This is a genomic window from Ensifer sp. WSM1721 (assembly GCF_000513895.2).
GTDB lineage: Bacteria > Pseudomonadota > Alphaproteobacteria > Rhizobiales > Rhizobiaceae > Sinorhizobium.
Window position 1 is genome coordinate 2666992 of record NZ_CP165782.1, and the last position, 21253, is coordinate 2688244.

Sequence of the window (21253 nt, forward strand, 5' to 3'; positions counted from 1 at the left end):
TTTTTGAATGACAAGCTGCCGGTTTAAAGCCTATATCTCGAACCCTCCGCCTGTCCGGCACCCCAACGCTTCACCCCCACGGATCGCCTCGTCGTGAACGCCAGAGCCTATTTCTATCTCAGCATTACTGCGCTCTTCTGGGGCGGAAATTCGGTCGCCGGCAAGATGGCCGTCGGGCATGTAAGCCCCATGATGCTGACGACGCTGCGCTGGCTGGTCGCGCTTGTCGTCATTCTCGCGTTAATGACACCCCAGATCCGCCGCGATTGGGACAAGATTCGCTCGCACTGGCTGCAGCTCATCGCCTATGGCGCCGTCGGCTTCACTTTGTTCAATGCCTTCCTCTATTCGGCGGTGAAATATACGAGCGCCATCAACGCCGTCATCCTGCAGGCCGGTATTCCCATGCTGATCTTTCTCTTCAATTTCGCGCTTTTTAGGATGAAGGCCTCGCTTGCCCAGGTCGTCGGCTTCACCGTAACCCTGATCGGGGTACTGCTCACGGCCGCGCACGGCGATCTTGCGAGCCTGATGCGGTTGCGGTTCAATTTCGGCGACGCGCTGATGATCCTCGCCTGCATCGTCTATGCCGCCTACACGGTGGCGCTGCGCTGGAAGCCCGCGATGCACTGGCAGAGTTTCATCGCGGCCCCGGCATTCGGGGCGCTCCTAAGCGCCATTCCTCTCCTCTTCTGGGAGCTTTCGACCGGCAGCGCGATCGTACCGGACGCAACCGGCTGGGCGATCGTGCTTTATGCCGCGATCTTCCCGTCGCTGATGTCGCAGGTCCTCTACGTCCGCGGCGTCGAGATGATCGGCGCCAACCGCGCCGGCCTCTTCATCAACGCCATCCCGGTGTTCGGGACGCTTCTGTCGGTCCTTCTCGTCGGCGAGGCGTTCCAGCCGTTTCACCTGGTGGCTCTGGCGCTCGTTCTCGGCGGCATCGCGATCGCAGAGCGGGGGCGGCCGAAGCTGCCGCGATAACCGCACCCTATGCCTGCCCTGCGGCACCGCGCCTTCATAAAAAAGAAGAGCGCGCCGGGATACCGGCGCGCTCCAATTCGTCTGTGTCGAATGCGCTCTTGCGTTCAATCGATATTGAACACCAGCGGCTTTGCCTGACGGATCGCCGGGTTCGCGCGCAGGCGGTCGAGCACGGTCTCGGAGACCGGGCCGTCGACGTAAAGCAGCGCGATCGCGTCGCCGCCCTGCTTCTCGCGGCCGAGCTGGAAGTTCGCGATGTTGACATTCGCTTCGCCGAGCGTCGTGCCGATGAAGCCGATCATGCCCGGGACGTCGGTATTGGTGAGGTAGACCATGTGGTTGCCGACATCCGCATCGAGATTGATGCCCTTGATCTGGATGAAGCGCGGCTTGCCGTCTGAGAAGACGGTGCCCGCGACCGAGCGGGTCTGGTTCGCGGTCTTCACCGTCAGCTTGATGTAGCCGTCGAAGACGCCGGTCTTGTCGCGCTTGACCTCGGAAAGGATGATGCCCTTTTCCTTCACCATGACCGGCGCCGAAACCATGTTCACGTCCGCCACCTGCGGACGGATCAGGCCGGCGAGCACTGCGCTCGTCAGCGCCTTGGTGTTCATCGCCGCGGTGGCACCGTCATAGAGGATCTCGATCTCCTTGATGGCGCTTTCCGTGACCTGCCCGACAAAGGCGCCGAGAACGTCGGCGAGCCGGATGAAAGGCCTCAGGATCGGCGCCTCTTCGGCGGTGATCGACGGCATGTTGATGGCGTTCGAGACGGCGCCCTTGACGAGATAGTCCGACATCTGCTCGGCGATCTGCAGAGCGACGTTCTCCTGCGCCTCAGTGGTCGAGGCGCCGAGATGCGGCGTGCAGACGACATTCGGCAGGCCGAAGAGCGGGCTTTCGGTAGCGGGCTCCACCTCGAAGACGTCGAATCCCGCACCGGCGACATGACCGGACTTCAGTGCCTCGGCGAGCGCCTTCTCATCCACGAGACCGCCGCGAGCGCAGTTGATGATGCGCACGCCCGGCTTGGTCTTGGCGATGGCTTCCGCGCTCAGGATGTTGCGCGTCTTGTCCGTCAGCGGCACATGCAAGGTGATGAAATCAGCTTGCGCGAGCAGCTCGTCGAGCTCGACCTTGACGACGCCCATCTCCTCCGCCCGCTCCCTCGACAGGAAAGGGTCATAGGCGATGACGTGCATCTTGAGGCCGATGGCGCGGGCGCAGACGATCGAGCCGATATTGCCGGCACCGATGACGCCAAGCACCTTGCCGGTGATCTCGACACCCATGAACTTCGACTTCTCCCACTTGCCAGCCTGGGTCGAGCCATCGGCGGCCGGGAGCTGGCGGGCGACCGCGAACATCAGCGCGATCGCATGCTCTGCGGTGGTGATCGAGTTGCCGAAAGGCGTGTTCATGACGATGATGCCGCGGCGCGAAGCGGCCGGAATATCGACGTTGTCGACGCCGATGCCGGCGCGACCGACGACCTTCAGATTGGTCGCGGCGGCGATCAGCTTCTCGGTCACCTTGGTGGCCGACCGGATGGCGAGGCCATCATATTTGCCGATGACTTCGGCAAGCCTTTCCTTGTCCTTGCCGAGCTTCGGCTCGAAATCCACTTCGACGCCGCGATCGCGGAAAATCTGGACGGCGGTTTCCGACAGTTCGTCGGATACGAGTACGCGAGGTGCCATGAAGGCCTCCTTGAAGATCAGGTCTTAACGGTTCGGGAACGGCTTCGCCCCCAGGGAGAGCGAAGCAATCGCATCGAAATCAGGCGGCAGCCTGCGAAAGCGTTGCTTTCTGGGTCTCGAAGGCCCAGGTAAGCCACGGTATCAGCGCTTCCATGTCGGACGTGTCGATCGTCGCACCGGCCCAGATGCGGAGCCCGGACGGGGCATCGCGATAGTGGCCGATATCGAAAGCGACGCCTTCCTTGTCGAGAAGGGCGACGACACCCTTGGCGAAGGCTGCCTGCGCATCCGCATCAAGCGCCGAAACGTCAGGGTCGACAATCTTCAGGCAGACGGACGTGTTCGAGCGGGTTTCCGGCTTGACCGCGAGGTTAGCGATCCAGTCGTTGGCCGCAACGAAACGGTGGATGACCTCGGCGTTGGCGTCGGCGCGGGCGATCAAGCCCTTGAGGCCGCCGACCGACTTCGCCCAGAGCAGCGCGTCGATATAATCTTCGACGCAAAGCATGGAGGGCGTGTTGATCGTCTCGCCGGTGAAGATGCCCTCGATAAGCTTGCCGCCCTTGGTCATGCGGAAGATCTTCGGCAGCGGCCAGGCCGGCACATAGCCCTCCAGCCGCTCGACCGCACGGGGGCTCAAGATCAGCACGCCATGGCCGCCCTCGCCGCCTAGCACTTTCTGCCAGGAGAAAGTGACAACATCGAGCTTGGCGAAATCAAGAGCCTGCGCGAAAGCAGCCGAGGTCGCGTCGCAGATCGTCAGCCCCTTGCGGTCCGCCGGAATGAAATCTGCATTCGGCACGCGCACGCCGGAAGTCGTGCCATTCCAGGTGAAGACGACGTCGCGGTCGAAATCGACCTTGGTGAGATCCGGCAGTTCGCCGTAGTCGGCTTCGAATCGGCGGACATCGGCAAGCTTCAGTTGCTTGACAACGTCGGTCACCCAGCCCGCACCAAAGCTCTCCCAGGCCAGCATGTCGACACCGCGGGCGCCGAGCAGCGACCAGAGCGCCATTTCAACGGCGCCGGTATCGGAAGCGGGCACGATACCGATGCGGTAATCGGCCGGAACTTCTAGAATTTCCCGGGTAAGATCAATGGCTTGCTTGAGCTTCGTCTTGCCGATCTTGGCGCGGTGCGAACGACCGAGCGGTGCATCGGAGAGAGCTTCGAGCGTCCAGCCGGGACGCTTCGCGCAAGGACCGGAAGAAAAATGGGTATTCGCCGGGCGCACGGCCGGCTTGGCAGGCTTCGTCATATGCTATCCTCTCAGATAGAAGCCCCTCGTTGGGGAGGGGTGTCCCGCCGCCGGGAATATGGTGAGCCGGAGAGGAAGTCAAGCGCCTTGCGTCGCGTTTGAAAAAATTTATGGCGTTTCCGGCAATGTGCCTAATGCATGTCGCCCGCAAGTGTGCAGCGGTTTCGGGACAACGACATGCATTCAAACAAAGATTAAAGCGCGTCGCATGCTCCAATTGAATGCGACGCGCTTTAGGCGCATTCACCAAAGCGCAAAACGCAAGCCCGCACGGATTTCATGACGAGTGAGGCCGTCGTCATATCCTTTGGCGCCGCTTGCCCCGGTAAGGGACTCCGAACCGAAGCCGAACATGCCGCCATCCGCAATGCGCGAAAAGCGATAGCCAATATCGAGCTTCAACCGGTCCGTGACCTCGTAGGACACGCCTGCCATCAGCGCATAGGTAAAACGCCAACTGTCACGTCCCGCATAGGAAGCCCCTCCGGACGCGCCGGCACAGGCGCCGCCGCCGGCAACGCAGGTCGTCGTCTCATGGACGGTGTTCCAGTCGATGTGGGTCGCACCGATGCCGGCGCCAAGATAAGGCGTGAAGCCGGCAAGCGTCGCCAGATCCACATAGCCGTTCGCCATCACTCCAAGTGCGGAGAAATTGGCGCTGTGAGAAAAGGCACAGGACGTTCCTGGCCCCTCGCCCGCGCAGGGAGTGGCGACAAGCGATGAGCCGTCGAAGCGGCCCTCGAAATATTCCGCCGTCAGGTCGGCGCGAAAGACATCGGTGAATTGGTAGCCTATGCCGAGCGTGCCGGCGACCGGCTTGTCGAAGCGGGCGTGGTCGAAGCGAAGATTGCTGTAGCTACCGGTGCCGGCGTCGAAGCTGCGATAGAAGGGATCGCCCTCATCCCGCCAACCAGCATAGCCGATGTCGCCGCGTAGATAGAGGCGACCGGCCTCCCGAGCCTCCCTGGAGATCGTAATCTCGGGAGCATCGAGCAAATCGTCGTCGGCGGCCCGCGCAGTGCCAGACGCTAGGAGGCCGGCGCAAAGCGCAATGCTCCAAAATCCCTGCCGCCAGTCCATTCCCACGCCCTTTCGCCTCGGTCGTCAGCGGCTTGGCTGCTGCATGTTTCCCTGAACAGGAGCTGCTCGGGACAAGAGCATGCAGCAATTCAAGTGCTGGACCTTTGCGCCTCAAGGGACGCAGGTCGCTGCAGCAGCCATGCTGATCATCGGCGTTAACTATTGCAGGCACGGGTTAACTATGGGTTAACCATCTATCTTAGCATTTTGTACACTCCGTCTGTTCCGGCAAAACGAAAGGGCCGCCCCAAGGGCGGCCCTCCTAAAAATTGCAGAGTTCCTCCGATCACTTGTACACGATCGGCTCAGCCGGCGGCACGTAGGCCGCTTCACAGTTGTCGCCGAAAGAATAACGCAGGCCGGCCCGCGCCTCATGCACATAAATGTCCTTGTCGTAGGCCGGGCCGCTGTTGAGATTGTAGCCGAACATCTTGCCATCATTGATATGGCGGAAGCGGTAGCCGACATCGGCCTTGAGGTTGCAGGTCAGGTCCACGGCAGTGCCGGCCATCAGCGCATAGGTGAACCGCCAACCGCTTTCGCCCCTGTGCTCGACCGTCGGATCGCAGTTCGTCGGATCGGTAGCGTCGCAGCTCGTATTGCGCAGCGTTCCCCACTTCACCCGCGTACCGCCGATACCGGCACCGACATAGGGCGTGAAGGCGCCGTAGGTTCCGAGATCCACATAGGCGTTGGCGAGCAGGCTCCAGGCGGACATGGACGCGACATCGTTCGACACGCAGTTGACAGCGACACCGCAGCTACCGCTGGTCGACCCCTCGAAATCGGCCTCGCCGAGATAGTCGAGCGTGACATCGGCGCGCAGATAGCTGTTGATCTGATAACCCACACCGCCGCCAAGAACGTAGGAATCGTCGAGATCGGCGCTGTCGAAATCAACCAGATTGCTGTTCGAGCCCTGGAAGTAGTGAGCGCCGCGCAGGTCGTTCCAAGCGTATCCGACATCGCCTCGCAAGTACCAGCCGCTGGCTTGGACCACCTCCACCGGCTGTTCGACGTACGGTGCTTCTGCGGGCGGCTGGTAGACGTCCGCCGCGTAAACCGACGTGCCGCTCAGCAAAATAGCAGCAACGCCACTTAAAATCTTCCTCATGCCCAACCCCAATACATTAGAGTATCCTTGCCCGGCTAAACAGCACATGATCGCAGTCAAGCCGTATGCTTGGCAGCATAATGAATGGGAAAGGTTAAGCCCTGATTAACTACAAAAATTTACCTTGAATATTAACGGTTACTAGTATTCACCCGAGCTAGTGTTGCAGACGGAAAGAAGACTTCGCGGTCTCGACACGCTCGATGCAATGGTGCTCGATGTTGGCGCCGTTTTTAGGAAGAAGGCGCGAGCGACAAATCTTCACTCCCTCGCGCTGCTTGCGGGAACAGGGCCACAGCGCCGCGCGTCCAATCGGACGCGCAAAGGTCGCTGTAGTACGCGCCGCGTTCAACTCATGCGACACGCTTCAGGTCCTTGTTCTTTGCATATCGCCCGAAGCCGCGCAGCCTCTTGGGCCACATGCATAGAGGCGGCAAAATCTACGCCGCGCTGCGCACGCTGCCGATCACATTGACCAGTTCGTCAACGATGCGCTCGACCTGGCCGCGGTCGTCGCCCTCCGCCATCACGCGGATCAGCGGTTCGGTGCCGGAAGGGCGGATGAGGAGGCGGCCGTTCTTGGCAAGCTGCGCCTCGGCCTCGGCGATCGCCTGCTGCACGGTCGCGTTCTCCAAGGGCTTGCCGGCCGAAATGCGGACGTTCTTCAAGATCTGCGGCACCGGCTCGAAACGACGGCAGACCTCGCTCACCGTCTTACCCTGCCGCTTGACTACGGCGAGGATCTGCAGCGCCGCGACCAGACCGTCGCCGGTCGTGCCGAAATCGGAAAGGACGATGTGGCCGGACTGCTCGCCGCCGACATTCAGGCCGTCCTGGCGCATCTGCTCGACGACGTAGCGGTCGCCGACTTTGGTACGGTGGAGCTTCAGGCGGCGCGCCTGCAGGTAGCGTTCGAGGCCGAGGTTCGACATCACGGTTGCCGCTATGCCGCCGCCTTTCAGCACGCCGTCGGTCGCCCAGCTATCGGCGATTACCGCCATCAATTGATCGCCGTCGATCACGTTCCCGGTCTCATCGACGATCAGAACCCGGTCGGCATCGCCGTCGAGCGCGATACCGATATCCGCTCTCACCTCGTGCACCTTCTTCTGCAGCGCCGCCGGATGCGTCGATCCGCATTCGAGGTTGATGTTGACGCCGTTCGGTTCGGTACCGATCGTCACCACTTCGGCGCCGAGCTCCCAAAGGGCGGACGGCGCGACCTTGTAGGCCGCACCGTTGGCGCAGTCGATGGCAATCCTGAGGCCTTGCAGCGTAACGTCGCGCGGCAGCGTGCGCTTGGCTTGTTCGATATAGCGGTAGATGTCGCCGTCGACACGTTTGGCGCGGCCGATATCTTCCGGCTTGGCGAGCTGTGCCGTCATGTCCTGCTCGAGGAGTTCCTCGATCTGCTCCTCGATATCGTCGGAAAGCTTGTAGCCGTCGGGGCCGAACAGCTTGATACCGTTGTCGCGGAACGGATTGTGCGAGGCGGAGATCATCACCCCGACGTCCGCGCGCAACGATCGCGTCAGCATGGCGACGCCCGGCGTCGGGATCGGCCCGAGCAGGAAGACGTCGAGACCCGCCGCCGTGAAGCCGGCGACCATTGCATTTTCGAGCATGTAGCCGGAGAGGCGCGTATCCTTGCCGATCACCACGCGGTGGCGATGGGCGCCGTTCCTGAAAATGGTTCCGACCGCAATGCCGACCCGCATGGCGAGGTCCGGCGTCATCGGAAAAATATTGGATTGTCCACGAATACCGTCGGTGCCGAAATATCTGCGCTTCATAAAAACTCCATTGTCCTGCTTCGGCAGGATCTCTTTTGCCGGCCCCATCTGCCTGCGTGTTCCGCGACGGGTTTTCATGTCTGCGAAGACCTCGCTTACGGGCCCGTCTCCAACTCGGAATGAGGGGAAGCGTCGGGCAAACTCTCCACACCCGTCCGCTCTTGGTCGTTAAACGCCCTCCCCGATCAGATCGGGAAAATCAAGTGGCCCCGCGCCATCTTTGGCACAAAACCGTGTGAAACGGCAGCAATCCTACCATCAGAAATCATTACAGCGCGTTACCAAGCGCAGGAGAAGAAAAAAGAAACGGCGCATCAAAAAAGCCGCCGCCCCTTCGGAGCGACGGCTTTGATCATCATGCTTAACGGCCTATTGCGGCTGCGGTTCGAAGCCGCCTTCGGGCTCTTCGCCCTTGCTGCCGACTTCCTTTTTGGTGCCGGCCGAAGGTACGGCCGATCCGCGATGCGGCGGGGTGTCGTCGCCGAGATCGCGCGCCGGCTTCTCGCCGCGGATCAGTGCCTTGATCTCGTCGCCGGTCAGCGTTTCGTATTCGAGCAACCCTTCCGCAAGCGCGACGAACTCGTGGTTCTTTTCCGTGAGGATGCTGCGCGCCGCTTCATAGGCGTCGTCAATCAGGCGGCGGATTTCGTTGTCGATCTTCTGGGCCGTCGCTTCCGAAACGTTCTTCTGCTGCGCGACGGAATGGCCGAGGAAGACTTCCTGCTGGTTCTCCCCATAGGCGACCTGTCCGAGTTGGTCGGAGAAGCCCCACTGCGTCACCATCGCACGGGCGAGCTTGGTCGCCTGCTCGATGTCGGAGGATGCGCCGGAGGTGATGTTCTCCTTGCCGAAAGTCAACTCCTCGGCAACGCGGCCGCCCATCATGATGGCGAGACGCGAGATCATCCACTTGTAGCTCATCGAATAACGGTCGCCCTCGGGCAATTGCATGACCATGCCGAGCGCACGGCCGCGCGGAATGATCGTCGCCTTGTGCAGTGGATCGGCCGAGGGAACGTTGAGCGCAACGATCGCATGGCCGGCCTCATGGTAGGCTGTGAGCTTCTTCTCCGCCTCGGTCATGGCGGAGGAGCGACGCTCCGCGCCCATCATGATCTTGTCCTTGGCGTCCTCGAACTCCTGCATCGTGACGAGGCGCTTGTTGCGGCGCGCCGCCATCAGTGCCGCCTCGTTGACGAGATTCATGAGGTCGGCGCCGGAGAAGCCCGGGGTACCGCGCGCCAGCACTTTGAGGTCGACATTCGGCGCCAGCGGCACGTTGCGGACATGCACCTTGAGGATGCGTTCGCGGCCGTTGATGTCCGGGTTCGGCACCACGACCTGGCGGTCGAACCGGCCCGGGCGCAGGAGCGCCGGATCGAGCACGTCCGGGCGGTTGGTCGCGGCGATCAGGATGATGCCTTCATTCGCCTCGAAGCCGTCCATCTCGACAAGCAATTGGTTCAGCGTCTGCTCGCGCTCGTCATTGCCGCCGCCGAGGCCGGCGCCGCGATGGCGACCGACCGCATCGATTTCGTCGATGAAGATGATGCAGGGCGCGTTCTTCTTCGCCTGCTCGAACATGTCGCGGACGCGCGATGCACCGACACCGACGAACATTTCGACGAAGTCGGAGCCGGAGATCGTGAAGAAGGGCACGTTCGCCTCACCCGCGACCGAGCGGGCAAGCAGCGTCTTACCGGTACCGGGCGGGCCGACGAGCAGCACGCCGCGCGGGATACGGCCGCCAAGCCGCTGGAACTTCTGCGGGTCGCGCAGGAATTCGACGATTTCCTCGAGATCCTGTTTGGCCTCGTCGACGCCGGCGACGTCGTCAAATGTGACGCGGCCGTGTGCTTCGGTCAGAAGTTTGGCTTTCGACTTGCCGAAGCCCATGGCGCCGCGCGAGCCGCCTTGCATCTGTCGCATGAAGAACAGCCAGACGCCGAGGATCAGGAGCATCGGCAACAGCGTACCGATATAGCTCAGGAAACCCGACGAACCGTCGGTCTCCGGGCGAACGGTCACCGTGACATCCTTGGCTTCCAGCCGCTCCGTAAGCGCCGTATCGACGGAAGGCGCATAGGTCTGGAAGGTCGCGCCGCTCTCGGTATAGCTGCCGATCACCTTCGAGCCGGTGATCACCACTTCCTTGACACGGCTGGCATCAACGTCCTTCAGGAACTGCGAGAAGGGAATTTCACGCGAACCGGTTCGTTCTGTCGGCTGCTGGAACATGCTGAATAGCGCTATCAGGAGAAGCGCTATGATTGCCCAGAGGGCAAAATTTCGAAAATTAGGGTTCATCGAACTCCCCGGAACCTGCCGCAGGCCGCACGATCGGCGGCCCGTACTCTTGTTCCTAACATAAGGTTCCGGTGCCGCCTTGCCAAGGCAAACCGCCGGCTACCCTTCCATTTCTGTCAAAACGTCGCGAACCGGCGGAGCGCGGTATCGATCGCGCCCGAACAGGACGGCGATCGCATCCGCCATGATCCTGTCGAAACCCGGCAAAAAGGTGTCGTAAGGGGCGATGCGGCATTCGACTTCCGCCGAAGCCTCCTCCAACGTGGCGTCCGCTGTCGCGATGTGTGGTGCCACCAAGGAGGCGCGTTTGGCAACCCCCATCGGCAGGCCTGCGTCAATAAGCCTCTGCATCCGCCTCTCGCCCGGTGCAGGCGCCGCGGTGACGGTCAGGGCGGGACCCTTGCTCGTCACCGTGAAGCGTCCGTCCCAGACGCCCTTTTCCCCCGGCCTTATTTCGAGAAGCGGGAGATTGCGCGCCTCCCGATAAAGATAAAGAGCGCCGCTGCGACGGTCGAACACGACCCGTCCCGCAGTGAGGCGTCCGGGCTCACCTGATCGCAGAAAGCCGGAGAGGCGCTCGACCGTGGCGCGCGCCGGCAGGTGATCGCGCCCCCCGAGGATGGCAGCGACCGTGAGGAGCGCCCGGCGCCAATCGGGATCGTCGATGTCGCCAGCCTGCCGCGACGAAACTTCAGCCACGAGGACGTCGTGCACACGGATGTGTTTTTCGATGAGCGCCGCCGACCTCGCCGAGGAAGCGGCACGTTGCCGTCCGCCCAGTGAAGGCGCTGGCTCGTGCTCGGACGCAGCGAGCCGAGCGCGCACGCGAACCCGCTCGAACTTAGGGTTGGCATTGCTCGGATCCTCGAGCCAGCCGACGCCGCGCCCTTCGAGAAAAGAGCGTATCTCCGCCCGCCGCAGATCGAGAAACGGCCGCAGCACCCAGATCCGTCGTCCGTAGAGCATGGTTGCGGCCATCCCCGCGGCGCCATGACCCCCGCCCGCATCGCGCAAGCCGCGCATGGCGATCGTCTCGCGCTGATCGTCGAGTGTGTGCCCCGTGACGATGCAGTCGGCGCCGAGCGCCTCGGCGGCCTCCGCCAGCAATTCGTAGCGCTTGTTGCGGGCAGCCGCCTGAATACCGGTTTCGGGCTTCTTGCCGTCCCAGCGGGCGATGCGATGAGGAATGCCAAGCTCGGCAGAGAAAGACGCAACGGCTTCGGCTTCGGCGGCGGATTCCGCCCTTAGCGCGTGATCGACGGTACAGGCCGCAAGCGAGAATCCCTTGTATTCCGCTGTTTCAAGCGCCGAATACAGCGCGAGCAGAAGCCCCTTGGAATCGCTACCGCCGGAGACGGCGACGAGAATCCGGCAGGGTCTGATGAAAGATCGAAGAAATTGTCTGGCCGCGTCGGTGACGGCGTCAGGCATGTGAGCCGGCCTCAGCAGCCGAAACGGCTCTGTTCGCTCGCCACCTTTGCCTTCACGGCGGACGATGCCTTCGGATAGCGTTTGTTCACCTCGCGCAAGGTGGCGCAGGCCGTCTCCCGGTTATCGAGAGCGCCAAGCGACATGCCGAGCTTCAACAGCATTTCCGGTGCTTTCGGCGATTTGCCATAGGTCTGATGGGCGTTGAGGAAGGTCTTTGCGGCGTCGCTGTACTTGCCCTGCGAATATTGCGCTTCGCCCATCCAGAAGCTCGCGTCGGCCGCCTTGTCGCCCTCCGGGAAGGCGGCGAGATAGTCGCGGAATTCCTGCTCTGCGGTGCCGTAGTCACCGGAAAGCACATGGCCATAGGCGGACTGATAGAGATCGCCGGGGTTGCTCAAGGAAGCCGTCTGCTCACCGCTTGCGGGGTTGTCGTTGAGACCGCCGCCCTGGCCCGCAACGCCCGCATCAACGCCCGGCAGAGTGGCATTGACGCCCGGTTGCGCTTCCGCCGTTGCCGAGACCGGATTGCCGCTTTCATCGAAAATGATCCGGCCGAGCGTCGTGGGGGGCGGAGCAGCACCGGGGGCACCGGGGTTGGTGGCCGCCATGTCACCGCTGCCTGTGCTGCCGGCGGGCGCTGTTGTGCTGGGGCTATCCGTCACCTCGGGGGTGACGGATGCCTGATCGCTTGTTTTCGGCGTTTCAACTGCGCCGCTCTTCTTGGAGGAAGACTTGCCGCTTTCGAGATCCTGGAAGCGGAACTCGTTGTCCTCCTGGAACTTCCGGATCTGCTCCTGCATCTGCAGAAGCTGGAAGCTCATTTCCTCGATACGCCCATTGAGCTGGCGGACCTGTTCCTCGAGTTGGCCGATCCGTCCGATATCGGCGGATTGTACCTTGACCACCGGCAAGTCGCCTTTGCTGGCGGTATCGGCATGAGTGGTACGGGCAAGCAGCCCGAAAAGCGGCATGGCATTCGCCGTTGGGCCGAGACCCGCGAGGGTCGCAAAGCCAATCAGGCCTGCCACGACAAATTTCTTCATCCTATTTGTCCTGTTCGAATACCGATTATCCCACCCTGCGACCGCGGTCCGCAATACATGTCGACGATTCTTAGGGTGAGCGCCCGCACAGTTTTCCAATTGCCGTGAAAAAGCAACGGAGTTCGGCCAAAGTGTGGTAAAAAAGAAAGGGCGGCCCGTCGCCGCCCTTCCAAATTCATCCAGTGTGACCTGAAGATCAGCTGCCGGCGCCGCCGAGCACGGTGACCGCGCGACGGTTCTGCGACCAGCAGGAAATGTCGTCGCAGACGGCGACCGGCTTTTCCTTGCCGTAGGAGATCGTGCGCATGCGGCTCGCCGGAACGCCGCGGCTCGCGAGATACTCGCGCGTCGCTGCGGCGCGGCGGGCGCCGAGCGCCAGGTTGTACTCGCGTGTGCCGCGCTCGTCGGCATGACCTTCGACGGTGATTGCGTAGTTCGGGTACTTCGCCAGCCACTGAGCCTGCCGGTCGAGCGTCGCCTGGGCGTCCGCACGAATGGAGCTCGAGTCGGTATCGAAGAAGATGCGGTCGCCGACGTTGACGGTGAAGTCCTGTTGCGAGCCCGGAGTCGCAGCGCCCGCGCCAAGGCCGAGGCCGGCGGCATCGTTCGGCAGGTTCTTCTTGGAAGCGCAGCCGGCAAGGGCAAGCGTCATGACAAGGGCGAGCATGACTGGATTGCGGGCGATGGTCTGCATGCGGCTTGCCGCCGGGGTGTCAATTCGGCTCATGGGGCCGGGTCTCCTTGAGAAGTGGCTGAATTCACGGTTGCCAGACTGTAACCGGAAGCGGTTAATTGCTTTTCAACAGTTATGGTTAACAAATCGACAATCTGCATCGGGCGCCTGCTACACCAGCACTTTGCGGCGAGAAAGCGGCACATCCGTCACATTCCTCGCCGCATCTGTGGACACTCGATCACGATGATTTTCGGGTCGATTCACTCGTGATCGACTCTATCGCCTCGAGACGCGGGATGCGGGCGGGAAAAACCCGCACGCGTTTCCGTGATCCCGCTCTATTCCATCAGCGGCGACCAAGCCGGGTCCGAGGCGAAGCCCTTCGTCGGAATGAGCTGCTCGTTGTAGCCCGTGAGATCGATCGAATAGAGCTGCGGCCCGCCGGCGCCCGCATTCTGACGGAAGAACATCAGGACGCGGCCGTTCGGCGCCCAGGTCGGGCCTTCATTGTGGAAGCCGGTGGTGAGGATGCGCTCGCCGGAACCGTCCGGCTTCATCACGCCGATCGAGAACTTGCCGCCCGACTGCTTGGTGAAGGCGATGAGGTCGCCGCGCGGGGACCAGACGGGGGTCGAATAGGAGCCGTCACCGAAGGAAATGCGCGTCTGGCCGGAGCCATCGGCACCCATCACGTAGAGCTGCTGCTTGCCGCCGCGGTCGCTTTCGAAGACGATGCGGCTGCCGTCCGGCGAATAGGAGGGCGAGGTATCGATCGCCGCGGTGTTGGTGAGCCGCGTCGTCGTGCGTGAGCGCAGGTCCATCGTGTAGATGTTGGCGTTGCCTTCCTGCTGCAGGCTCATGATCACCCGCTGGCCGTCCGGCGAGAAGCGCGGCGCGAAGGTCATGCCCGGGAAGTTGCCGACGACCTCACGCTGTCCGGTTTCGAGCTGCAGCAGATAGACGCGCGGCTGCTGGTTCTCGAAAGACATGTAGGTGATTTCCTGGCGGTTCGGCGAGAAGCGCGGCGTCAGAACGATGTCGTTGGAATTGGTCAGCGCGCGGGCGTTGAAGCCGTCCTGGTCCATGATCGCGAGCTGACGCTTGCGGGCATTCTTCGGACCGCTTTCGGCGACATAAACGATGCGGGTATCGAAATAGCCTTTCTCGCCGGTGATCCGCTCATAGATCGCATCGGCGATGATATGGGCGACGCGGCGCCAGTTTTCCGGCTGGGTGTAGAACTGCTGGCCGAGCATCTGCTGTCCGGCAAAAGTATCCCACAGGCGGAACTCCGCCTTCAGCCTGCCGTCCCCCTCCTGGGTGACGCGCCCGGTGACGAGCGCCTGCGCGTTGATCACCTTCCAGTCCTCGAACCGCGGAGCGGCATCCGGATTGGCAATCTTCTCGATGAAGGCGCCCTTGTCGATCGGCGCAAAAAGGCCGGAGCGCTTGAGGTCGGCGGCCACAACATCGGAGATCTTCTGGGCGAGTTCGCCCTGGAGGAAGTCGGTGATCGCGATCGGCAGCGGCTCGACATTACCCTTGTTGATGTTGATCTCGACGAGCGCGTTTGCCGGCGAGGCAATGAGCCCGCAGCCTGCAAACAGTACGATCAGGAGGCGGAAAAAATTGCGTCTCAGCATTTCCATAAAGCCTTTCAGCCTTTCATCTTTCCAGCGCGGGATGAGGAAGAGTGCGTGCGGTTTCCGCCGCGTCCCGCCTAACCTATCTAGAGCATGGAGCTCGGGTCGAAGTTGACGACGACCTCGCTCCACGAATCGTATTTGTCGGCCGGCAGCCCCTTGAAGGGTGCGGATTTCAAGATGGCGCGGCGCGCACCGCCCATGAGCGCCCGGCGCGCCGCATCGGAGCCGCCGGTCGCCTCGACTTCCGGCTCGCCAATGAGCTCGCCGTTCGGATCGAGCCGCATCGTCACCTTGATGCGGACATCGGCCGCGTCGGCCATGCCGGGAATGATCGACCAGTTGTTCTGAATCTGGCCGCGAAGCGCGTCCATCTCGCTCTGCGAAAGCGTGTTGCCGCTCGTCGTCTTCTTGCCGCCGAGGGCCGCTTCCTCGGTCGAGCGCTTGGCGCCGCCGCCGGAGGATTCCTGCTTGTTGAGCAGTGCCGCGATCTCGTGCGCGTTGAAGTCGCTCTCCTTCTGCGAGGACGGCTTCTTCTGCTCTTTCTTCGCCTCTTCCTTCTTGCGTTCGGGAGTCTTCGCCGTCTGCGCGGGCTTTTCGACCTTAGGCTTGAGCTGCGGCGTCGGCACCTTGTCCGGCAGAGCCTCGGCCTCCGGATTCTCCGCCGGCTGTTCTTCCACCGGCGTCGGTTCCGGCTTCGTATCGGGCTTCACTTCCTGCTTGGGTTCGGGAAGCGCCGCCACTTCCGTGGCGGGTTCGGCAGCGGGCTTGGTCTCCTCGACCTTTTCGATCTCTTCCTTCACTGGGTCGGGTGTCGGCGGGGCCTTCTCGGTCTTTTCAGGAGCAGCGGCAGATTCGTTGTCGACAGGCTTCGCATTCGGCGTCGGCGGTGTCTTCAAGTCCACGTCGTTGTCGCCGATGTTCTCGGCATTCTCGACAGGCGTCGGTTTTTTCGTCGGAACGGGCGAAGCCTTTTCCTTGGCCGGCGCTTTCTTGTCACCCTGCTGAATCTGCGTGATCGATTCGACCGGCACGATGTCGACCGGCAGCGCCTCGACATCCGCGACCTCGAAATCGGCCGGGCTGCCAAGCGACACCAGCGCCCAGGTCAGGACCAAGGCGTGGAGGACAGCAGATGTAGCAAGACCGCCCTTCATGATCGGGGATCACTTTTCCTGTTCTTGGAGGGTCACGAGACCGAGATTCTTGAAGCCGGCCGCCGATATGCGCGCCATGACCTTCATCACCGTGCCGTAGTCGGCATTGGTGTCACCGCGCACGTAAATGCGCTCGTTATAGCCGGTGGTCGCGATCGCCTCGAGCTTCGGAACGACCTCGTCGATCGCGATCGGTGTTTCCTGCAGGAAGATCTCGCCGGCGGGGTTGACCGAAACGGTGATCGGCTGAGTGTCGGCATTCATCGCCTTCGCCTGCGTTTCCGGCAAGTCGATCGGCACGCCGACCGTCATCATCGGGGCCGCCACCATGAAGATGATCAGAAGCACCAGCATGACGTCGACGAGCGGCGTGACGTTGATCTCGCTGATCGCGCCTCTCCTACCGCCACGCCGGCGACGTCCGCCGCCCGAACCCCTGGCTCCGCCAACTGCCATACCCATCAGCGTGGTCTCCGTGCTCGAAGTTACTGCGCGGCCTGGCGCGAAGGTTGCAGTTTCTCGTCGATCTGCCGCGACAGGATGGCGGAGAATTCGTCGGAGAAGGCTTCCATGCGTGCCGTCAGCTTGCCGGCGTCGGCGGTGAATTTGTTGTAGGCGATAACGGCGGGAATAGCGGCGAGCAGGCCGATGGCGGTGGCGAGAAGCGCTTCGGCGATACCGGGCGCGACGACGGCGAGGTTGGTCGACTTCGAACCGGCGATCGCCTGGAACGAGGTCATGATACCGACGACGGTGCCGAAGAGACCAATGAAGGGAGCGGCCGAGCCGATGGTCGCGAGCGAGCCGAGCCGCGCCTCGAGCGCTTCGGACTCACGGGCAAGTGTCACGTCCATTGCACGGTCGATGCGCATCTGCAGGCCGATCGGCGAACGGGCGCCGCGCTCGAAGCTCTTCTTCCATTCGCGCATCGCCGAAACGAAAATCGCACCCATGCCGGTCGTCTGCCGGTCCGAAAGGGTGCGGTAGAGTTCCTCGAGCGATTGCCCCGACCAGAAGACCTGCTCGAAATTGTCGAGCTGGCGGCGAACACGCCCGTAATTCAGGGTTTTGTCGACGACGATCGCCCAGGTCCAGACCGAAGCTCCAATCAGCCCCAGCATGACCAGCTTCACGACCAAGCCCGCTTCCATGAAGAGCGACCAGAGGGTCACATCGCTCGTCGCGGCCAATCCAACCTGTTCCATCGATTTCAGTCCCCGAATCCAAACACCCGGCAGAGCACTTCATGCTCATGACCGGGTCGCCCAAACGTCCTGATGCAAAGAATGCCCCGGTATGCCACCCATCGCGGCATTGCGATCTATTCGCTTCAGCCTGCCTTCTTGCCGTCAATTTTGGTCAAAGGATGACGTGCACTGCACAAATCCTGATGCACCGATTAAGACAGCATTATCGTTAAGGGAGTGTTACCGGAACGGCACTTCACGGCCGCTGCAGCGCGGAACTTCGCCCGTGCTTGCACGTTTGGGGGCAATGAGCGCCTGGCGGCCGAAACAGAAGCGGAGAAAGCCAGTGCGGCGATCCGCTCGCCGCGAAGCTTGAGGTGCGGCCATGGCACCCCGCGCGATGTGGAAAGGGCAGCTTCGTCTCTCACTGGTCTCGATACCTGTCGAGCTCTTCAGCGCGACCCGCTCGGGAGCAAGCATTTCCTTCCGTCAGATCCATAAGCCCTCCGGCAAGCCGATCCATTATCAGAAGGTGGTCGAAGGGATCGGGCCGGTCGACGTCGACGACATCGTCAAGGGCTATGAATACGACGACGACCGGTACGTCCTGCTTGAGCCGGAGGAAGTCGACGCGGTCAAGCTCGAGACCAAGAAGACGTTGGAGCTCGTTCAGTTTGTCGACACCGGCGATATTCCGCCGCTCTATTTCGACAAGCCCTATTACCTGGTGCCGGCGGATGAGCTGGCAGAGGATGCCTACCGCGTCGTGCGCGATGCGCTGAGGACCTCGAATAAGATCGGGCTCGGGCAACTGGCACTGCGGGGCCGGGAATATCTCGTCGCCGTCAAGCCGTGCGGCGATGGCCTCCTGCTGGAAACGCTGCGCTATGCGGACGAGCTGCGCAAAGCCGACCCTATGTTCTCCGAAATCTCCGGCAAGAAGGCCGACAAGGAACTCCTGGACGTCGCAACCGCACTGATCGAGCGCAAGACCGCCCCCTTCAACGCCGAAGCCTTCAAGGACAACTACGCCGCGGCACTCAAGGAGCTGGTGAAGCGCAAGATGAAAGGCAAGTCGGCGCGGGTTGAGATCGAGGAGGAGGAGCGCCCTCAAAAGCGAGGCGACAATGTCGTCGACCTGATGGCTGCATTGAAGAAGAGCCTCGAAAGCGGCGAAGGCAAGAAACCGCAGACGAAAGCGCAATCTTCTTCGCGCCGTGGTCGGCGCAAATCGGCATGAGGACCATCCATGGCCGCGCGCAACGAACCGCTTTCCGAATACAATCGGCGCCGCGATTTTACCAAAACGCGCGAACCGAGGGGCTCGATGGTGCGAGCCCACGCCGGAAAGAATCGCTTTCTCGTCCAGAAACATGAGGCGACGCGGCTCCATTACGACTTCCGCCTTGAATGGGGCGGCGTGCTGAAGAGCTGGGCGGTCACGCGTGGCCCGAGCCTCAACCCGGAAGACAAGCGGCTCGCCGTGCAAACCGAAGATCACCCTCTCGCTTACGGCGATTTCGAGGGAACGATACCCAAAGGGCAATATGGCGGCGGCACCGTGATGCTCTGGGACACCGGCTGGTGGGAGCCGGACGACGATCCTGACGAGGGCCTCAAGGAAGGAAAGCTCACCTTCCGGCTGCACGGAAGCCGGATGAACGGAGGCTGGGCGCTCGTGCGCATGCGGCCGCGAGAGGGCGAAAAGCGCGAAAATTGGCTCCTGGTCAAGGAAGCCGACGAGGCCGCCTCGGACGATGGGGAGAGCCTGATCCGGGAGAACTTCACCAGCGTGCGTACCGGCCGCACCATGAACGAGATCGCCGAAGGCAAGGGGGAAAAACGGGCGCATGTCTGGCACTCCGATAAGAGCGTGGCGGCCAATCTGAAGGCGGGCGCAATTGCCGAGAATGAAAAGGCGCAAAAGCGCCCGGCGCGGAAATCCTCCGCAAAACCTCCCGCTTTTAGGCCACCGCAGCTCGCGACCCTGGTAACGAAAGCGCCCGCTGGCGACGGTTGGCTGAACGAAGCCAAGTTCGATGGCTACCGGCTGATATGCGCCGTCGGCGGCGGGAACGTCCGCTGCTATACGCGTAACGGGCTCGACTGGACCGAGAAATTCTCCACGGTCGCCTCCGCGCTCGCCGAGCTCGACTGCAAATCCGCCCTGGTCGACGGCGAGGTGGTCGCCTTGTCGGACGCGGGTTCGAAGTTCTCCGCCCTTCAGAAGGCGCTCAGAACCGGTGCAGGTACCCGGCTATACGCCTTCGACCTGATGGAACTCGATGGCAAGGACCTGAGCCGCGAGCCGCTCGTCGAAAGAAAGGAAAAACTGAGGGCTCTCCTCGAGTCGCTTGGTCCTACGGCCACCGTCCAGTACAGTGAACACGTCCGTGGCAGCGGCGAGCACGTGCTTGCGGCCATGTGCAGGGCCGGATTGGAAGGCATCATCGCCAAGGAGGCGAACGCCCCTTACCGAGGTGGCCGCACGCGAAGCTGGCTCAAGGTGAAATGCACGAAGCGGCAGGAATTCGTCATCGGCGGCTATACGCCCTCGTCGAAGAAGGGTCGCCCGTTCGCCTCACTGCTTCTCGGCACTTTCGAGGGCGAGAAGCTCGTCTACCGAGGAGGGGTCGGCACAGGGTTCAGCGGGGAAACGATGGACGAACTTGCCGCCGCCTTCGCCAAGCGCAAGCGCCGCACGTCGCCATTCGAAACGGTGCCGCGGGAACGAAGCCGAGAGGCCGTCTGGCTGACGCCAGATCTGGTGGCGGAAGTGGACTTCACCGAATTCACGGCCGACGGACATGTCCGCCACGGCTCATTCGAGGGATTGCGCGAGGACAAGGAGGCCAAGGCCGTGAAACTGGAAACGCCAAAGCCGGCGGACGCCGAAGCGCAGACAGGCAAGAGCAAATCCTCGGCGAAGCCGAGCAAGGCTTCGCGCGCCGAGGGCGATGCCGATGTGCTGGGCATCCGCATTTCGCACCCTGATCGCATCCTCTTTAAGGGTCAGGGTATCACCAAGATCGACCTCGCCCGCTACTATGGGGTGGTCGCCGACCGAATGCTCGCCTTTGCCGCCGATCATCCCGTTTCACTGGTGCGCTGCCCACAGGGCGGAGAGCGGCAATGCTTTTTCCAGAAGCACGCGAGCGATGGCTTCCCGGATGCCATCCGCGAAGTGCCGATCACGGAGGCCTCGGGAGAAACCGAAAACTACATGTACGTGCACGATGCCAAGGGCCTCGTCGCCGCCGTGCAGATGGGCACGCTGGAGTTTCACATCTGGGGTGCAACGATCAACCGGCTGGAAAAGCCCGATCGTCTGGTTTTCGATCTCGACCCCGATCCGAGCGTCGACTTCGCCACCGTGAAGAAGGCTGCAGCAACCCTGCGCGACGAACTTGTCAGTATCGGCCTCAAGACGGTCGCAATGGTGACCGGCGGCAAGGGAGTCCACGTTATCGTGCCTCTTCGTCCGCACGCCGAATGGGACGAGGCGAAACGCTTCGCCAAGGCCGTTGCGCAGGGGTTCGCCGAGCGTGATCCGGACCATTTCGTCGCCACCATGTCGAAGGCGAAGCGGAAGGGGCGGATATTCATCGATTGGCTGAGGAACGATCGCGGCGCCACCGCCATCGCCCCCTATTCCACGCGCGCCCGCCAAGGCGGACCGGTCGCGACACCGGTCGGCTGGGAGGAACTCGAAGAGCTCGATGCCGCCAACACGTTCGAAATTCCCGCTATAATTGAGCGTATCGACGCGGGCACCGACCCGTGGCAGGAGATCGGCAAGATCAGCCAGTCGCTGACGAAAAAGATACTGGGCGCCGTCGCTGTGTGAACGGCGACCGCTGAGACGGCATAACGGGAGCCG

General features: G+C 62.3%; 16 protein-coding genes. 3 read left to right on the forward strand and 13 right to left on the reverse strand.

Translation table 11 applies throughout. The features are described from left to right. The first annotated feature begins 93 nt into the window (after positions 1 to 93). Positions 94 to 984 (forward strand): DMT family transporter, encoded by an 891-nt coding sequence (locus tag M728_RS13120; protein ID WP_026620261.1) that lies wholly within the window; start codon positions 94 to 96, stop codon positions 982 to 984. Between the two features lie 104 nt (positions 985 to 1088). Here M728_RS13120 and serA read toward each other — a convergent pair whose 3' ends face one another. From serA to tolQ, 13 genes are all read right to left on the reverse strand, one after another. Then, a complete protein-coding gene (serA, locus tag M728_RS13125; protein ID WP_026620262.1) occupies positions 1089 to 2684 on the reverse strand; it encodes a phosphoglycerate dehydrogenase in 1596 nt (531 codons plus the stop codon). A 79-nt stretch (positions 2685 to 2763) separates the two neighbouring features. Then, positions 2764 to 3942 carry a phosphoserine transaminase gene (locus M728_RS13130; RefSeq protein ID WP_026620263.1) on the reverse strand — a complete coding sequence of 393 codons (1179 nt, stop codon included), beginning with the start codon at positions 3940 to 3942 and terminating at the stop codon, positions 2764 to 2766. 243 nt (positions 3943 to 4185) lie between these two features. Next, complete coding sequence (locus tag M728_RS13135; RefSeq protein ID WP_156943403.1) at positions 4186 to 5022, reverse strand: outer membrane protein; 837 nt, start codon at positions 5020 to 5022, stop codon at positions 4186 to 4188. 286 nt (positions 5023 to 5308) lie between these two features. Further along, complete coding sequence (locus tag M728_RS13140; RefSeq protein WP_026620265.1) at positions 5309 to 6136, reverse strand: outer membrane protein; 828 nt, start codon at positions 6134 to 6136, stop codon at positions 5309 to 5311. Positions 6137 to 6576: 440 nt separating this feature from the next. Further along, a complete protein-coding gene (gene glmM, locus M728_RS13145) occupies positions 6577 to 7929 on the reverse strand; it encodes a phosphoglucosamine mutase (RefSeq protein ID WP_026620266.1) in 1353 nt (450 codons plus the stop codon). A 369-nt stretch (positions 7930 to 8298) separates the two neighbouring features. Then, entirely contained in the window at positions 8299 to 10236 is a 1938-nt protein-coding gene (gene ftsH / locus M728_RS13150; RefSeq protein WP_026616435.1) for an ATP-dependent zinc metalloprotease FtsH, read from the reverse strand. Between the two features lie 99 nt (positions 10237 to 10335). Then, positions 10336 to 11667 carry a tRNA lysidine(34) synthetase TilS gene (gene tilS, locus M728_RS13155; RefSeq protein ID WP_026620267.1) on the reverse strand — a complete coding sequence of 444 codons (1332 nt, stop codon included), beginning with the start codon at positions 11665 to 11667 and terminating at the stop codon, positions 10336 to 10338. 11 nt (positions 11668 to 11678) lie between these two features. Next, a complete protein-coding gene (ybgF, locus tag M728_RS13160) occupies positions 11679 to 12710 on the reverse strand; it encodes a tol-pal system protein YbgF (protein ID WP_026620268.1) in 1032 nt (343 codons plus the stop codon). A gap of 196 nt (positions 12711 to 12906) precedes the next feature. After that, a complete protein-coding gene (pal, locus tag M728_RS13165) occupies positions 12907 to 13437 on the reverse strand; it encodes a peptidoglycan-associated lipoprotein Pal (RefSeq protein WP_026620269.1) in 531 nt (176 codons plus the stop codon). 287 nt (positions 13438 to 13724) lie between these two features. Continuing rightward, positions 13725 to 15035, reverse strand: a complete 1311-nt coding sequence (gene tolB / locus M728_RS13170) for a Tol-Pal system beta propeller repeat protein TolB (protein WP_026620270.1) — start codon at positions 15033 to 15035, stop codon at positions 13725 to 13727. An 80-nt stretch (positions 15036 to 15115) separates the two neighbouring features. Further along, positions 15116 to 16186, reverse strand: a complete 1071-nt coding sequence (locus tag M728_RS13175) for a hypothetical protein (RefSeq protein ID WP_026620271.1) — start codon at positions 16184 to 16186, stop codon at positions 15116 to 15118. A 9-nt stretch (positions 16187 to 16195) separates the two neighbouring features. Then, the gene (gene tolR / locus M728_RS13180) at positions 16196 to 16648 is read right to left on the reverse strand and encodes a protein TolR (RefSeq protein ID WP_026620272.1); all 453 of its coding nucleotides are present in this window, start codon (positions 16646 to 16648) and stop codon (positions 16196 to 16198) included. Positions 16649 to 16671: 23 nt separating this feature from the next. Next, positions 16672 to 17391, reverse strand: a complete 720-nt coding sequence (gene tolQ / locus M728_RS13185; protein WP_026620273.1) for a protein TolQ — start codon at positions 17389 to 17391, stop codon at positions 16672 to 16674. 367 nt (positions 17392 to 17758) lie between these two features. Between tolQ and M728_RS13190 the strand changes: the two genes are divergently transcribed. Both M728_RS13190 and ligD read left to right on the forward strand, forming a co-directional pair. Then, positions 17759 to 18613: a Ku protein gene (locus tag M728_RS13190; RefSeq protein WP_026620274.1), complete on the forward strand. Its 855-nt coding sequence runs from the start codon at positions 17759 to 17761 to the stop codon at positions 18611 to 18613. Between the two features lie 9 nt (positions 18614 to 18622). Beyond that, positions 18623 to 21220 (forward strand): DNA ligase D, encoded by a 2598-nt coding sequence (ligD, locus tag M728_RS13195; RefSeq protein ID WP_026620275.1) that lies wholly within the window; start codon positions 18623 to 18625, stop codon positions 21218 to 21220. Positions 21221 to 21253: the final 33 nt, after the last annotated feature.